The following is a 14,411-nucleotide window of genomic DNA, read 5'->3' as shown; positions in this document are numbered from 1 at the left end:
CCGGAACAGCGTCCACAACTCGTCCGGCACCAACCGCTCGATCAGATCCGTCATGCACGGCTCAACGAGCGATTCCGCCATCAGAAACGACGTCTTAGCAGACCCGTGCAGCCCTGCGGGCGGGGCAGTCTCCCCTTTCCGCCTGCGCTCAGGGATCTCGCGCGGGCATGAGGTGGTCCTCGTTCCGAAGAGCAGTACCGTGGGAGTTTGGATCTTCGTTGTAATCGTCGTGGCCGTGGTGACCCTGGTGGGGCTAGCGATGGCCATCAAGATCGTCAGGCAGTACGAGAAGGGTGTGCTGTTCCGGTTCGGTCGGCTGATCGGCACCCGGGGCTGCGGCTTATCGTGCCGTTCGTGGACGTCCTGCACCGCGTGTCGCTGCGGATCGTCACCATGCCCATCCAGTCCCAGGGGATCATCACCCGGGACAACGTCAGCGTCGACGCTTCGCAGTCGCCTACTTCCGCGTCGTCGACGCCGTGAAATCGGTCGTCGCCGTCGAGAACGTGGGCGCGGCCATCAACCAGATCGCGCAGACCACACTGCGCAAGGTCGTCGGCCAGCACACCCTCGCCGAGACCTTGTCGGAGACCGACCGCATCAACATCGACATCCGCAAGATCCTCGACATCACCACCACCGACTGGGGCGTGGAAGTCACCCTGGCCGAGCTGAAGGACATCCAGCTGCCCGACAGCATGAAGCGCGCCATGACCCGCCAGGCAGAAGCCGAACGCGAGAAGAGGCTCAAGATCATCAGCGCCGAGGGCGAATCGATGGCTGCCGCGGCACTCGGTGACGCCTCCGACATCACTATGACCCACCCGCTCGCCCTGCAACTGCGCAATCTGCAGAACCTGGTGGACATCGGAGTGGACAAGAACAGCACCGTGGTCTCCCCGGCGCCCCTCATGAGCACCATTGGTGGGCTCGGCGCCTTCCTCGCCCGCGAAACTGCCGCTGCCGCATGCGAGACCACCACACTCGTGGACATGGGCAAGACCGTCCCCGTCCCGCCTCTGACGAACGGGGCTGCCGAGTCCGTGTGACAGCGGAGACCGTCATTGCGGGATGGGCCCCCTGAGGTCGAACAGTGCTCTCAGCCCCCGCACGATGGCTCCCTGATCGGGCACCACCAAGTCAGGCGGCGTCCCGTCCTCCTCCGGCATGGGAATGCCCAGCGTGCGCACCGCGTCAGACGGCCGGACAACGCAGAGGTGAATGCCACCTCGTTGCGCGCGCAGGCGGCCGAACGCAGCTCGGAATCCAGCTCGTTGACCGGTCGAGGTTGCCCTCGGAGACCTCGTACCGGCCTTCTCCGAGACTCCGAATGATCATCATCATGACTGTCGCCCTTTTCGCATCCCAAGGCCAGACAGCAACGGCATCCGAGGGTGCTGATCTCCGCCGGATGCGGGACATCAGCCCGGCACACGTCGTCCTGACACGATTCGACGAGACAGGCCGCTTCGAAACAGGGGCCACCCTGTCCCCTTCGGCCGACCGTTCGGTCCCTTGCCGGGCGGGGTGTCCCCAAACGCGGGGTCGTGTCATCGAAGTCGGGAGGGCCTCGAGTGTCGTCGCAGGGGTCTGATCGGGCCATCTGTGGGACCGGTCGGCCCATGCCCAACGAGGATGCGCGGGGTGAAACTGGACACGGAACCGAACGGAGGCCGCCATGAGCACCCCTTCCCCCCTGCGGATCTCGGCCGCACTCTCGGCGGAGTACCGGGCACGGATGATGAGCGTCGCCCATGACGTGAACTTCGAAGAGGGAGCGCGGATCTTCACCGAAGGAGGCCGTGCCGACCGCTTCTGGATCGTGCGGACCGGCACAGTCACCCTCGACGTCCAGGTTCCCGGCAGCAACCCGGCGGTGATCGAGAGTCTCGGTGCCGGTGAGCTGGTCGGCTGGTCCTGGCTGTTCCGCCCGTACACCTGGCAATTCGGCGCCGAGGCGATGACCCCGGTGCGCACCGACGAGTTCGACGCCGCAGCCGTGAGGATGATGATGGACGCCGACCCGGCCTTCGGGTCCGCGATCGGCCACTGGGTGGGCCAGGTACTCGCCCACCGACTGCTCGCCGCCCGGATCCGTCTGCTCGACCGCTATGCCCCCCACGGGAGCGGCAGCAGGCTGTGAGCCGCCCGGACCAGGAACATCCGAGGAGCCGGTCATGCCCGCAATCCGCTACACCGCCGCCGACGTGATGGCGCATACGGCCGTCGCTGTCGGCCGTGAGGCCTCGTACAAGGAGATCGTCGAGCTGGTGAACCAGTGGAAGGTCAGCGCCCTGCCGGTCCTGGAGGGCGAGGGACGCGTCGTGGGCGTGGTCTCCGAGGCCGATCTGTTACCCAAGGAGGAATTGCGGCAGGACGACCCGCGGCTGCCCAAGCAGATCGACGAGGCGTCGAAGGCCGGCGGCCACATCGACTGCTCGGTCGAGGATGGCGTGGTAACCCTCCGGGGCAACGTCCACAACCACGCCCTGGTCCCTCTCGTCGCGCGATCCGTCCGCGCCGTCGAAGGGGTCGTGGACGTGCGGATGGAGCTCTCAGGAGCCGCGGCGGCTGCCTGAACGACTCACGGAGAGCGGCCTGGCCCCTGTCTCCAGGGGTGCGTTTCAACCGTTCTCGCGACAATGACCACGCGGCGCCCGGCCCTGCCCCCGCGTGCGCGCGGTGGTGCCCGCCGGATCTCCCCCGCCCGCAGGAGGCCCTGCGCACCGGTTGGCGGGCGGGCGGCCGCCCGCGGGCAGTGGCTACGGCTCCGGCGAGCGGGGCTGGGTCGATGGGATCCGCTGGGTGAAGAACAGGGCGATGAGCGCGGCCAGGGCCAGGATGGCGAGCGCCGCGCGCAGGCCGTCCAGCCTGGCCTCGGCGTTCGCGTCCACCGCCGCCTGGGACAGCTCGGGGTTCACGCCCGCTTCGTCGAGGGCGGTCTCGAGCTGGGCGTCGGACAGGAACGGTGCGCCGCTCTGGAGCTGGACGGTCGCCTGGCTCGTGACGCTGTCCGGGACCGCTGGATTCGCCTCGATCGAGGTCAGGAAGGACGTCGTGAGCGCGGCGATCATGATGGATCCAGCGAGGGCCGTACCGATGGAGGCGCCGAGGTTGGTGACGGCGTTCTGTACGCCGCCGACTTCAGCGCTCTGCGCCTGTGGCACCGCGGACACGGTGACCGACCCGAGCTGGGAGGCCAGCGCCCCCATGCCGAGCCCGATCAGCAGGAGGGGGATGGTGACGACTTCCGCGCCGGCGTCCGCGTCGAGCGCGGCCATCAGGACCACCGCTCCCGCGAGCAGCGCAAGGATCCCGAGCCGCACCACTCGCCGGGGCGAGACGTCGGGGAGGAAGCGCGGGATCAGGGTCGCGGCGGCCAACAGGCTCACCGAGAGCGGCAGGAGGCGGGCGCCGGTCTCCAGCGCCGACAGGCCCAGGGCCACGGACAGGTAGAGCGGGACGACGAAGAACACGCCCATCTGCACGAGGTACTGGAAGAAGAACATCGTCAGGCCGCCTGTGAGCTGCTTGTTCTGCAGCATGCCGGGATCGACGAGGGGATCCCGGCTCCGCTCGACGACCTTGGCCTCCCATCGGAGGAAGAGCCAGAGCAGCGCCAGACCCGCCAGCATCAGCCACGTCGTCAGCGACACCCCGAGCCACGCGGGCGCGTCGGGCTTCGGCTGGAACCAGCCCCATTCGTCGGACCGCAGCACCCCGTAGACGAAGATCCCGAGCCCCAGCGCGGAGAGGACCGCGCCCACGAAGTCGATGCTCCGGCGTTCGCCGGGCGGGGCGTCCGCGATGCGGCGCGCGAGCACGAGGATTCCGAGCACCACCACGACCTCCCCGGCAAAGACCCACCGCCAGGAGAAGTACGTCGTCGCGACACCGCCGATGAGAGGCCCGACCGCGATCGCGATCGCCCCTGCCGCAACGACCAGTCCGTAGGCAGCGGGGCGGCGTTCGACGGCGAAGTTGCCGGCGACCAGCGCGACGATCGCGGGCAGGATAAGTGACGCCCCGATTCCCTCCAGGAACGACCAGCCCAGCAGCAGCACGGTCAGGTTCGGTGCGAGCGCCGTGGTGAGGGATCCGGCCCCGTAGATGCAGCAGCCGATCATGAACGCGCGTCTACGGCCGATCAGCGCCCCGACCTTGCCGCCGGGGATCATGAACATCGCCATCACGAGGGTGTAGGCGGTGATCGCGCCCTGGATGCCCGTCACGGTCGTGCCCACGTCCTCGGCCACCGTGGCGATGGAGACGTTCATGACGGAGCTGTCGAGCGCCATCAGGAACTGACCGGCCGCGAGCGTCACCAGGACGATTCGCGACTTCGCCGACGCCGAACTCTCGGCCGTGCCTGCCCGTGATGACATGGACGCATGCTCCCAGCCGCCCGAAGGCCCCACGGGCCGACCCGCCGGGCAATCAACCGGACAGCGGCATGACGGGACCGCACCCGGGCTGACGGCCGCCCCGCCCGGCCCCCGAAGCCGGATGCTTCTGCCCCACGGCGGGTGCGACGTGCCGCACTCGGGGTGACTCATCCCGGCCGGCCAACGGCCTGCATGCTGGCACCATGCACAACGACTGATCCAGCGTCAGCCACTGGGCGAGGATGCCATGAAGAAGTTCGACGCAGGCTCAGCCGTAGGCAGCGGGCCACAGGTCGACCGCCATGACAGACGGCTTGGAACTTCGGGGGCCACGCCGTGGACGCACGAGGCGAGCAGGAAGTCCCGACCCCCGGTTCGGCTTAGAACTCCTAACAGAATGATCTTTGAGGCGGTTGGATCAGCCCGGAACTGATGATCCGGGGGTGTGGGGTGGCTCGGCCGAAGCCGTGGGATGTCGATGACGAGTGTGGGCGGTGATCGAGCCGCTGCTGCCGAACGTCGTGCGTCGAGTCCGGCATCCGGGGCGTAAGCGGCATCCGGACCGGCTGGTGTTCCAGGGCATCCTGTTCGTGCTGCATACCGGGATTGCCTGGGAACACCTGCCGCAGGAGCTCGGCTTCGGTTCCGGCATGACGTGCTGGCGTCGTCTCGCCGAGTGGTCCGCGGCCGGTGTGTGGCCCCGGCTCCACGCAATCCTCCTGGCCAGGCTCCGCAATGCGAACATGCTGGACTTCTCCCGGGCGGCGGTCGACGGGTCTCACATCCGGGCGCTAAAAGGGGCCCCAAGACAGGACGAAGCCCTGTTGACCGGGGCAGGACGGGCAGCAAGCACCATCTGATCACCGACGCCACCGGCATCCCGCTTGCGGTCACGCTGACCGGCGGCAACCGCAACGACGTCACCCAGCTCATCCCGCTGCTCGAAGCAGTGCCGCCGGTGCGGGGCAAGCGTGGCCGGCCGCGTCGTCGCCCGGACACCGTCCTCGCTGACCGCGGATACGATCACGACAAGTACCGTCGCCTGGTCTGGGGACTTGGTGTGAAGCCGCTGATCGCCCGACGGGGCACCGAACACGGCTCCGGCCTCGGCACCCAACGCTGGGTCGTCGAGCGCGCCTTCGCCCACCTGCACTGGTTTCGCCGCCTACGGATCCGCTGGGAGATTCGCGACGACATCCACGAAGCCCTCCTCAGCTTGGGCTGTTCTCTGATCTGCTGGCGTCGGCTGGCCCGTTCACTGCCGGAAGCTATCTGACCGCGGCGATGTCACCCTCTCGTTCGGCCAGGCCCTCCGCACCTGCTCGTACTGTTTGCGCAGGTCATCGACCCAGCCGTGGCCCACGTCCAACCAGACTCGGACCGAAGAGATTGACTCGTTGTCGTCTGTCACCGTGACGATGGGCACGGGCACAGAGAACTGACGGTCAATCTCAATCTGGATCTCGGTATTGCGCAGCCAGCGGACGCCCCTGCCGGCCGAGAGCTCGTCCAGGGCCGCAGACCAGTCGTCCATGTCCTCGGGTGACAGGCGCATCTCCAGGCGCCCGTTGGCGAAGCCACTTGTGACGACGGCCTCGGCGTCGAGGTAATCGTTGTACGGAGTCTCTCCCGGCCTGTGCCGGCCCAGCACTCGCAGCCGGACGCTGCTGTCCCCGTCGACCAGGTAGATCAAGTCCACCCCGCTTCCCTCAACCACGCGTCCTCCCGAAACCCAAGACGATCACGGTCATCATGCAGGACTCACAGACCGACGCTGACGCGTCAAAGATCATTCTGTTAGGAGTTCTTAGGGCCGTCGCCGCACGGACAGCGCCCCTGGCCGACGCCAGGCTGCTACTGCCGGGGTAGACACCACCCGATGTCCACGCCGGCACGTCATGGAGCTTGGGGTCCGGAAGTACACCGCCGAGTCGAGGCTGGCGCCGACTCGCCGCGGCGCCGCTCAGCCACCTTGTCCGCCCACTCGGACCTCGAGCATCCACAGGGTGCCGTGCTCGATCGTGAATTCGACATCGCACAGGTCGCGGTAGTGCGCCTCCAGCTGCTCCATGCACCCGCGCAAGCGGTCGAACGAGTCCGGGTCCAGCGTGGCCAGCTCCAGAAGCGGCAAGGCGGTGCGTGTGCCCGAGGCGCCTTCCTCGCCCTGGGCGTTCGGCAGGTAGTGGCCGTACGGACCGGGACGGCCAGTAGCCGGATCGCGGCTGAACGCGACCCCGCTGCCCGAGTCGGCTCCGAAGTTGCCGAAGACCATCCTCTGGACGGTGACTGCCGTTCCGAGGTCGTCCGGAATGCGTTCGCGGTGCCGGTGGAGGCCGGCCTGCTCGCCGTCCCGAGACCGGAACGCGGCGAGGATCGCTTGCCACAGCTGCTCAGCCGGATCCTGCGGAAACGCACTCCCGGTGCGTTCAAGAATGAGGTCCTTGAACGTTTCGACGACCCGGATGAGGTCACAGGTGTCCAGGTATGAGTCGTCCACGACGCGGTGCTGCACCTGGATTCGTCGGAGTACGTCTTCGAACAGTGCCCCCTCGACGCCCATGACCACGCTCCCGAACATCTGCACGAGACGACGGTAGGAATCCCAGCCGAACCGGTCCCGCTCGACGCCCTTGGCCAATCCGAGCACGGACAGGTCGTTCAGGCCGATGTCCAGGATGGTCTCCATCGTGTCCGACATGGAGCGCCTCGCCCCCGACCTGACCGACAACAGCAGGGGGTTGTCCACCTGCCCCAGCCGCTTGTCGGCAGCCCGCTCCAGCGCTGCCAGGTGCTTGCCGACCTCGCGGTGCAAGCCCTCCGGCGGTTCGCCGGTGGCCAGGAAGACGCGGCAGACCTCGGCTGTGATGGTGAAGCCGGGCGGAACGGGCAGGCCTATACGAGCCATCTCCGCAAGGTTCGCGCCCTTGTCTCCGAGGAGATCGGCCATGCCCCGGCCCCCCTCGGCGAAGTCGTAAACGTAGGAGCCCATGACCTCCACCAGTCCTTCATCGTCGTGCTGCGATCAAGTCAGTCACGGTCGGCATCGACGCGCAACGACGTCCCTCAAGACCGGGGCATGTCGATACGCTGAAACCGGACGGGACGGGCAACCGGATGAGATGCGCGTGAGTGTGGGGGATCCGTTGAGTCAAGTTCCGCGGATCCGGCTGGATGAGCTGCTCGACGAGCTCCAAGTACGCATCGATGCGGTGCGCGGTACCCGGGACCGGGTGCACAGCCTGCTGGAGGCCCTGGTGTCGGTGGGGCGGGAGCTGGATCTCGCCCAGGTGCTGCGGCGGATCGTGGAGGCGGCCGCGCTGCTCGTCCACGCCGAATACGGCGCGCTGGGCGTCATCGGGCCCGACGGCCGCACGCTCTCGCAGTTCCTGACCGTGGGGCTCACCGAGAAGGAGATCTCTGAGATCGGCCCGCTGCCGGCTGGCCACGGCCTGCTCGGGGAGGTCATCCACCACCCGGAGCCCCTGCGCCTGACCGATCTGGGCGCGCACTCCTCCTACGGCTTTCCGGCTCACCACCCGCCGATGCGCACGTTCCTCGGCGTGCCGATCCGGGTCCGCGACGAGGTGTTCGGCAACCTCTACCTGACCGACAAACGCGGCGGGATCGACTTCGACACCGAGGACGAGACCGTGATCTCCACCCTCTCGGTGGCGGCGGGCGTGGCGATCGACAACGCGCGGCTCTACGAGGGATCGCAGCGCCGGCAGCGGTGGCTCAAGGCCAACGCGGAGATCACCGAAAGCCTCCTGTCGGGCAGCTCCCGCCTGGCGGTGCCGCTGGGCACAGCTGCCGGAGAGAGCAGGGGTGTTTTGCTGCTCGCCCGCCCGGTGGGCGAGCCGGCGTTCGGCGAAGGAGAACTGGAGCCGCTCGTCGCCTTCGCCGGCCAGGCGGCGCTGGCCCTGGAGCTGGCGGAGCGGCGACGGGACACCGAGCAGATCGCCCTGCTGGAGGAGCGTGACCGGATCGCCCGGGACCTGCACGATCTCGCCATTCAGCGGCTCTTCGCCACCGGGACGACCTTGCAGAGCGCCGCCCGGCTCGTGGAGCACGAAGGAGCCGCCGAGCGGATCGGCCGGGCGGTCGACGACCTGGACGAAACCATCAAGATCATCCGCTCGACGATCTTCGGGCTCCGTACAAAGGACCGTGAGAGCGGCCCCGGTCTGCGGGCGCGCGCCGCCCGTGCCGTCGGCGACGCAGCCACCACTCTCGGCCATCCGCCGCGCCTGAGCATGGAGGGCCTGCTCGACACGGACGTACCGCCGCAGACCGCCGACCACGTCATGGCGGTGCTCGGCGAGCTCCTCGGCAACACGGCCCGCCACGCGCAGGCGACCCGCGTCGGCGTGATCCTCAAGGCCGCGAAGGGGGAGATCATGCTGACCGTCTCGGACAACGGCAAGGGTATTCCGACGCAGGGACGTAGGAGCGGCCTGCGAAACCTCGCCGAGCGGGCCGAGGGCCTGGGCGGGACCTTCACCGTCGACACGCCCGACGATGGAGGCAGCGGGCTCGTATGGCGGGCGCCGCTGCCCACCGGGGGCTGACGTCGTGGTCACGACCGGCCCCAAGCGGCCGACGCGGGCCGCGCCGCCTCCGCCTCCGCCTCCGCCTCCGCCTCCAGCCAAAATCCGGTGACGAGATCGGGGTGGATCCGCAGAGCTCCGGTCATGGGCTGCGCGACCCAGGGGCGCAAAACGTCGGCATCGGACACCGGGCTCGCGTAGCCGGTGACGACCACGCTCCGCCCGAGATGCGTGTCGGGGTCTATGGCATCCGCTTCATAGGCGACCACCACACTGGAAACGTCGGCGGGTGCCACGAGGGAGGCGGGAGCACTGTCGTCGTGGATCCGTACGATGATGTCCCCGCCCTCGACGAGGTGGTTGACCGGGCGGACGGCGGGCAAGGCGTGCTGTGTGAAGACGATGCGTCCCAGCGACACCAGCCGGAGCGCCTCGGCCCTGTCCAGCTCCCGAATGAGCCGGGCAGGCGTCGTATGACGGACCTGGCCGTCGGCGTAATGCGGGCCGTCCTGGTCCATGATGCACACCTTCGTCGAGTCCCACATCGGTATCGGTCCTTGAGGCTTGCGATGCACCAGCCTCCCTCCCGAAGCGGAGAGGGAGCCAGGGCCGAACGGTCCACATCAGGGCTCCGGATTCGGACGACATCGTGGTCACCTGACGACGAGCCGGAGATCTCTGTCGGCACCCAGCACCCGCATCGACTTGACCAGCGGGGCCGGCACGTCGCAAAGAAGCAGTCGCGTTCCCGACCCACTGCAGCGGCGGTTCAGACGGATGAAGAGGTCGATTCCGGCACTGTCGCAGAAGGAGAGACCACACAGGTCCAGAATCAGGTTCCGGTGGCCGGCTCGTGCGAGTTCGTGGAGGCGCGGCTCTACCTGCTCTGCCGTGTAGAGGTCGAGCTCCCCGGACAGGATCACTTCCAGACCGCGCTCATCACATGCCATGGTCTTCAGGTCGATCAAGGCGGTCGTCATGGGATCCTCCGCGCTGCGAGCGGCTCCGTCGAGTCGCGCCGTTCCCCGTGCGCCATCAGTTCAACCGGTGCCGGGCGCACCCGGGAAGGTCCGGCAGGCCCTCCGGACGGGACCGAAGGTCCCTCTTCGGGGGGGCCGACCGGGCCCCCGCCGGGCCGAGTACGGACCGATGAGGGCCGATCGGCCCTGTCCTTTGGGCCCGTCCGGAAGGCAGGATGCTGAAGTTCGTGTGCCCAGGACGAACCCGGCGAAGGAGTTGCGTCATGACCGACAGCGGTGCCCCCTCTCCCGCCAAGACGCCGATCACGGTCTTCCTCCTCGACGACCACGAAGTCGTGCGACGCGGGGTGCACGACCTGCTGGACGCCGAGCCCGACCTCACCGTGGTTGGTGAAGCGGGCACGGCGGAACAGGCGCTGATCCGCATCCCCGCGCTGCGCCCCCAGGTGGCGGTGCTGGACGTACGGCTCCAGGACGGCGACGGGGTGAGCGTGTGCCGGGAGCTGCGCTCGCGGATGCCCGAACTGGCCTGCCTGATGCTCACGTCGTTCGACGACGAGGAGGCGCTGCTGGACGCCGTCATGGCGGGGGCCTCCGGCTATGTCCTCAAGCAGATCACCGGCACCGACCTGGTCACTGCCGTCCGTACCGTCGCGTCCGGCCAGTCCATGCTGGACCCGGGCGCCACGACTCGTCTCATGGCCCGGATGCGCGGGGACGTCCCCAAGGAGGAGCAGGTCCCCGGTCTGCCGGGCTTCACCGACCGGGAGAAGGAGATTCTCGTCATGGTCAGCGAGGGGCTCACCAACCGGGAGATCGGCAAGCGGATGTACCTTGCGGAGAAGACGGTGAAGAACATCATCTCGCGGCTGTTCATCAAGCTGGGGGTGGAGCGTCGTGTCCAGGCCGCGGTCATCGCCAGTCACGCGCTGACCCCTCCGAGCCGCCACCCGGTCCCAGCCGCCGAATAGTGGGCGCCGCGGCGGTGGGCAGGGCAGGGTGCGCCGTACAGTCGCCTACCCCGCCCCCTCTCGCTCCCCCGGCCCGGTCAGGAGTGCGGGACCACCGCGACCGGACAGGCCGAGTGGTGCAGGACCGCATGGGCCACGGATCCGATGCGCGCCCCCACCGACGACTCGCGGACCCTACGGCCGACGACGAGGAGCTGCGCGCCCGACGATGCGGTCAGCAGTACGTGGCCGGCGCTGCCCCGCTCCACGTGCTCGACGACGTCCACCTCGGGGTACCTCAGCCGCCACGGCTCCAGCGCCTGCTCCAGCGCGGCCTTCTCGTACTGCTCCAGGCCACCGAACTGCTCGGCGATCCACATCGATCCGGGGCTGTGGCCGTAGACCGGGGGCAGGCTCCAGACGCGGACGGCACGGAGCGGGGCCTTGCGTGTGGCGGCCGCCTCGAAGGCGATGCGCAGAACCTGGGCGGATTCCTCCACGCCGCCCTGCTGGCCCACGACGACCTCGCCCTCCTCCGGCACGGCCACCGGCGGGCCGTGCACGGAGCGTACGGAGACCACGGGGCACCCCGCTGCGGCGATCACCTGCTGACCGTACGAGCCGAGCAGGAAGCCGACCAGCGCACTGTGCCCGCGAGTGCCGAGAACGAGCAGTTCCGCTCCCTTTGCGGCGTGCAGCAGAGCCGGCACCGCCGCGTCGGAGAGCACTTCCGCGGTGACGGCGAGCCCCGGGTACCGGTGGGTGAGCTCTCTCTCGGCTTCCCTCAGGATGTCCTCGGCACGCCGGGCTTCGGTGTCGCGGTCCTGGACGAGCGGGAGTGCGAGCGGCTGCCACAGCCAGGCGTGGACCACATGCACGTGCAGGTCGCGGCGCACAGCTTCCCGCGCGGCCCAGTCGGCAGCGGCCCGGCTTTCCGGGGAACCGTCCACTCCGACGACGAGAGTGCGCTTCACAGGTCTGTCCTCCGTACTGATGCGTGCGGCATCGGGGTCGGGCGGCAGGGGGAGCGGCACCGACCGGGGGAGCCAGCGGCGCTGGACCCACCCTCGCGGACGGAAGCCGGGCGGTGCAGAGTGCCGGGATCGGCTCAGTCGACGAACGTTCCGGACCGCTGCACGGAGGAGCGGACATGACCGCGCACCCCATCTCGGACCTCGACGCGCACTGGCGCGCCGCCAACTACCTGGCAGTCGGCCAGATCTACCTCATGGACAACCCCCTGCTCACCGAGCCGCTGCGGCCCGAGCACATCAAGCCGCGGCTGCTCGGCCACTGGGGCACCACCCCCGGCCTGAACCTCGTCCACACCCACCTCAACCGCGTGATCAAGGAGCGGTCCCTGGACGCCCTGTGCATCTGGGGTCCGGGCCACGGCGGCCCCGCCGTCCTCGCCAACTCCTGGCTGGAGGGCACATACACCGAGACCTACCCCGGCATCACGCGGGACGTTACGGGTATGGGCACGCTGTTCCGGCAGTTCTCGTTCCCCGGCGGCGTGCCGAGCCACGTGGCACCGGAAACGCCGGGCTCCATCCACGAGGGCGCCGAGCTCGGTTACTCCCTCGCCCACGCCTACGGAGCTGCCTTCGACCACCCCGGCCTGCTGGTCGCCTGCGTCATCGGCGACGGCGAGGCGGAGACCGGACCTGTACGTGAACGGCAGCGACCCGGCCCAGGTGCATCACGGGTCGGTCAGCACATCAAATGGCTGAAGACCTCGCGCGAGCTGCCTGGCGCGCGCCCATCGCCTCCCTCAACTACCTGCTCACCTCGCACGTCTGGCGCCAGGACAACAACGGCTTCTCCCACCAGGACCCCGGCTTCGTCGACCACGTCCTCAACAAGAGCCCCGAAGTCGTACGCGCCTACTTCCCGCCGGACGCCAACACCCTGCTCGCCGTGGCCGATCACGCCCTGCGCAGCCGCGACCAGGTGAACGTGATCGTCGCCGGCAAGCAGCCCTGCTTCGACTGGCTGCCGATCGACGAGGCCCGCACCCACGTGACGCGCGGCGCAGGCGTCTGGGAGTGGGCGGGAACCGACCACGGCTCCCACGAACCCGACCTCCCCTCGCTGGCCGTCCGCGTCGTCAACGTCGTCGACATCGCCCGGCTCATGCCCCACGAGGAACTGATCAGCACGGGGACCAGTGCTGCACGTCGTCGCGGCCTGCCACCCTCCCGGAAGGATGGGTTCAGTTCTCTCCCGATCCAGGCTGGCCTTGACCCGGTCCGTGCGCACGCAGTGCCGTCAGACGCTGTTCGTACTCTTCCTCGTCGATCTCGCCTCGGGCGAACCGTTCGGCGAGCACCTGCTTGGCGGAAGGCGCAGCCGGGAGCTGCACTGGGCCCGAGGGGAAACGGTCGACACTGCGGAGGAGCAGCACGACTCCCGCGATGGCCAGGGCCACGAGGAGGACCATGCTGAACGACATGGCGACCCAGCCCCATCCGCCCATTCCGTGGTCGTACCAGAACATGGCTCACGCTCCTGTTGCGATGATCTGGGACACGGCCCGCAGGGCATGTCCCCCATGTCCTCACTGTCCGTCGCCCCGTGTCGTCCGGGCATGGGCCGCTCGGGGTCAGGACCAGGGCCGATAGGCCCATGCCCATGACCGTGTCTGCCCCCCAGACGGGAAGCGGGGAACCGAACGGAGGCCGCAATGAGCACACCTTCCCGCCCTGGGCGCCACCGCAAGGTCGGTTCTTCACCACAGAAGTTGTGCCAGAAGCCGAGTATCGACAGCAATGACGGCCGTGGCGCAGCGGGCGGGCGCGGTGACGACATGGTGTCCCTCTAGGGTGGCCTGGCGGGGGCCGCTCGGTTCGATGTCGGCCTGGTGAGGAGGGCGTCAACGTGTCGGAGTCGGAGCAGGGGCCGGCCGATGTTCAGCGTGCGCACTGGCAGCAGACCTACGGCGATCATCCCGGCATGTACGGCGAGGAGCCGTCCGATCCAGCGATCCATGCCGCTGCCGTCTTCAGGACCGTCGGTGCCCGGAAGGTGCTGGAGCTGGGTGCCGGCCACGGCCGTGATGCGCTGTACTTCGCCCGCCAGGGATTCTCCGTATTGGCCACTGACTTCAGCCCGGCGGGTCTGGAGCAGCTGCGCGAAGCCGCCGCGGCCCAAGACGTCGCGGGGCGGGTCACCACAGCGGTCCACGACGTCCGCGAGCCTCTGCCGCTCGCGAACACCTCGGTGGATGCCGTGTTCGCGCACATGCTGCTCTGCATGGCGCTGTCCACCCGAGAGATCCACGCCTTGGTCGCCGAGGTGCGACGGGTACTGCGGCCGGGTGGAGTCTTCGTCTACACCGTCCGTCACACCGGGGACGCCCACTACCAGGCCGGTGCCGGGCACGGAGACGACATCTGGGAACACGGCGGCTTCGCCGTCCACTTCTTCCGCCGCGACCTGGTCGACGCCCTCGCCAGAAGCTGGACTCTGGACGAGGTCGCCGCCTTCGAGGAGGGCGGCCTCCCCCGGCGGCTGTGGCGTGTTACGCAGACCGTACCTCGGTGAGTA

Annotated in this window: 15 protein-coding genes and 2 pseudogenes; 9 read left to right on the top strand and 8 right to left on the bottom strand. The window is 68.8% G+C overall.

What is annotated here, in order from left to right; all coding sequences use genetic code 11:
* Positions 1-267 (bottom strand): hypothetical protein (locus tag ACZ7H1_RS29730; RefSeq protein WP_470790878.1); only part of this gene is annotated, 267 nt, incomplete at its 3' end.
* An 87-nt stretch (positions 268-354) separates the two neighbouring features.
* Between ACZ7H1_RS29730 and ACZ7H1_RS29725 the strand changes: the two genes are divergently transcribed.
* The 4 genes from ACZ7H1_RS29725 to ACZ7H1_RS29710 all read left to right on the top strand — a co-directional run bounded on the left by ACZ7H1_RS29725 (position 355) and on the right by ACZ7H1_RS29710 (position 2,579).
* Entirely contained in the window at positions 355-483 is a 129-nt protein-coding gene (locus ACZ7H1_RS29725; protein ID WP_470790877.1) for a hypothetical protein, read from the top strand.
* The gene (locus ACZ7H1_RS29720) at positions 480-1,049 is read left to right on the top strand and encodes an SPFH domain-containing protein (protein WP_470790876.1); all 570 of its coding nucleotides are present in this window, start codon (positions 480-482) and stop codon (positions 1,047-1,049) included. The genes ACZ7H1_RS29725 and ACZ7H1_RS29720 overlap by 4 nt, the downstream gene beginning before the upstream one ends.
* Positions 1,050-1,678: 629 nt before the next feature.
* Complete coding sequence (locus ACZ7H1_RS29715; protein WP_470790875.1) at positions 1,679-2,143, top strand: cyclic nucleotide-binding domain-containing protein; 465 nt, start codon at positions 1,679-1,681, stop codon at positions 2,141-2,143.
* A 34-nt stretch (positions 2,144-2,177) separates the two neighbouring features.
* Positions 2,178-2,579 carry a CBS domain-containing protein gene (locus ACZ7H1_RS29710; protein ID WP_470790874.1) on the top strand — a complete coding sequence of 134 codons (402 nt, stop codon included), beginning with the start codon at positions 2,178-2,180 and terminating at the stop codon, positions 2,577-2,579.
* A gap of 183 nt (positions 2,580-2,762) precedes the next feature.
* Here ACZ7H1_RS29710 and ACZ7H1_RS29705 read toward each other — a convergent pair whose 3' ends face one another.
* Positions 2,763-4,385 (bottom strand): MFS transporter, encoded by a 1,623-nt coding sequence (locus tag ACZ7H1_RS29705; RefSeq protein ID WP_470790873.1) that lies wholly within the window; start codon positions 4,383-4,385, stop codon positions 2,763-2,765.
* A gap of 485 nt (positions 4,386-4,870) precedes the next feature.
* Between ACZ7H1_RS29705 and ACZ7H1_RS29700 the strand changes: the two genes are divergently transcribed.
* Positions 4,871-5,661, top strand: a protein-coding gene (locus tag ACZ7H1_RS29700) for an IS5 family transposase (protein ID WP_470790872.1) whose coding sequence is annotated in 2 segments (ribosomal slippage) — positions 4,871-5,180 and positions 5,180-5,661 — 792 coding nt in all. Because the reading frame shifts where the segments join, the coding sequence is not laid out codon by codon here.
* Here ACZ7H1_RS29700 and ACZ7H1_RS29695 read toward each other — a convergent pair.
* Positions 5,641-6,084, bottom strand: coding sequence for a DUF5959 family protein (locus tag ACZ7H1_RS29695; protein ID WP_470790871.1), 444 nt, complete (start codon positions 6,082-6,084; stop codon positions 5,641-5,643). The genes ACZ7H1_RS29700 and ACZ7H1_RS29695 overlap by 21 nt on opposite strands.
* Before the next feature lie 279 nt (positions 6,085-6,363).
* A pseudogene (locus ACZ7H1_RS29690) lies at positions 6,364-7,374 on the bottom strand (PEP/pyruvate-binding domain-containing protein); the annotation flags it as partial.
* Positions 7,375-7,504: 130 nt separating this feature from the next.
* Here ACZ7H1_RS29690 and ACZ7H1_RS29685 point away from each other — a divergent pair.
* Positions 7,505-8,953, top strand: coding sequence for a sensor histidine kinase (locus ACZ7H1_RS29685; protein ID WP_470790870.1), 1,449 nt, complete (start codon positions 7,505-7,507; stop codon positions 8,951-8,953).
* Between the two features lie 8 nt (positions 8,954-8,961).
* Here ACZ7H1_RS29685 and ACZ7H1_RS29680 read toward each other — a convergent pair whose 3' ends face one another.
* The gene (locus ACZ7H1_RS29680; protein ID WP_470790869.1) at positions 8,962-9,450 is read right to left on the bottom strand and encodes a pyridoxamine 5'-phosphate oxidase family protein; all 489 of its coding nucleotides are present in this window, start codon (positions 9,448-9,450) and stop codon (positions 8,962-8,964) included.
* Between the two features lie 135 nt (positions 9,451-9,585).
* Positions 9,586-9,912 (bottom strand): STAS domain-containing protein, encoded by a 327-nt coding sequence (locus ACZ7H1_RS29675; protein ID WP_470790868.1) that lies wholly within the window; start codon positions 9,910-9,912, stop codon positions 9,586-9,588.
* A gap of 263 nt (positions 9,913-10,175) precedes the next feature.
* Between ACZ7H1_RS29675 and ACZ7H1_RS29670 the strand changes: the two genes are divergently transcribed.
* Entirely contained in the window at positions 10,176-10,883 is a 708-nt protein-coding gene (locus ACZ7H1_RS29670) for a response regulator (RefSeq protein ID WP_470790867.1), read from the top strand.
* Between the two features lie 77 nt (positions 10,884-10,960).
* On the opposite strand, the gene ACZ7H1_RS29665 is transcribed toward ACZ7H1_RS29670, so the two are convergent.
* Complete coding sequence (locus ACZ7H1_RS29665; protein WP_470790866.1) at positions 10,961-11,836, bottom strand: universal stress protein; 876 nt, start codon at positions 11,834-11,836, stop codon at positions 10,961-10,963.
* A 176-nt stretch (positions 11,837-12,012) separates the two neighbouring features.
* Here ACZ7H1_RS29665 and ACZ7H1_RS29660 point away from each other — a divergent pair.
* A pseudogene (locus ACZ7H1_RS29660) lies at positions 12,013-13,013 on the top strand (phosphoketolase family protein); the annotation flags it as partial.
* Positions 13,014-13,077: 64 nt separating this feature from the next.
* Here ACZ7H1_RS29660 and ACZ7H1_RS29655 read toward each other — a convergent pair.
* Positions 13,078-13,362, bottom strand: a complete 285-nt coding sequence (locus tag ACZ7H1_RS29655; RefSeq protein WP_470790865.1) for an SHOCT domain-containing protein — start codon at positions 13,360-13,362, stop codon at positions 13,078-13,080.
* A gap of 380 nt (positions 13,363-13,742) precedes the next feature.
* Here ACZ7H1_RS29655 and ACZ7H1_RS29650 point away from each other — a divergent pair, with 380 nt between their 5' ends.
* A complete protein-coding gene (locus tag ACZ7H1_RS29650) occupies positions 13,743-14,408 on the top strand; it encodes a class I SAM-dependent methyltransferase (RefSeq protein WP_470790864.1) in 666 nt (221 codons plus the stop codon).
* Positions 14,409-14,411: the final 3 nt, after the last annotated feature.

The sequence above is a fragment of the Streptomyces sp. NPDC037401 genome (assembly GCF_055602345.1).
This window is presented reverse-complemented; position numbering and strand designations above follow the sequence as displayed.

Excerpts from the sequence above, each read along its gene's own strand:
- ACZ7H1_RS29705 (WP_470790873.1), bottom strand. The coding sequence starts at position 4,385 with ATGTCATCACGGGCAGGCACGGCCGAGAGTTCGGCGTCGGCGAAGTCG.
- ACZ7H1_RS29710 (WP_470790874.1), top strand. The coding sequence starts at position 2,178 with ATGCCCGCAATCCGCTACACCGCCGCCGACGTGATGGCGCATACGGCC.
- ACZ7H1_RS29715 (WP_470790875.1), top strand. The coding sequence starts at position 1,679 with ATGAGCACCCCTTCCCCCCTGCGGATCTCGGCCGCACTCTCGGCGGAG.
- ACZ7H1_RS29670 (WP_470790867.1), top strand. The coding sequence starts at position 10,176 with ATGACCGACAGCGGTGCCCCCTCTCCCGCCAAGACGCCGATCACGGTC.
- ACZ7H1_RS29675 (WP_470790868.1), bottom strand. The coding sequence starts at position 9,912 with ATGACGACCGCCTTGATCGACCTGAAGACCATGGCATGTGATGAGCGC.
- ACZ7H1_RS29685 (WP_470790870.1), top strand. The coding sequence starts at position 7,505 with ATGCGCGTGAGTGTGGGGGATCCGTTGAGTCAAGTTCCGCGGATCCGG.
- ACZ7H1_RS29655 (WP_470790865.1), bottom strand. The coding sequence starts at position 13,362 with ATGTTCTGGTACGACCACGGAATGGGCGGATGGGGCTGGGTCGCCATG.
- ACZ7H1_RS29680 (WP_470790869.1), bottom strand. The coding sequence starts at position 9,450 with ATGGACCAGGACGGCCCGCATTACGCCGACGGCCAGGTCCGTCATACG.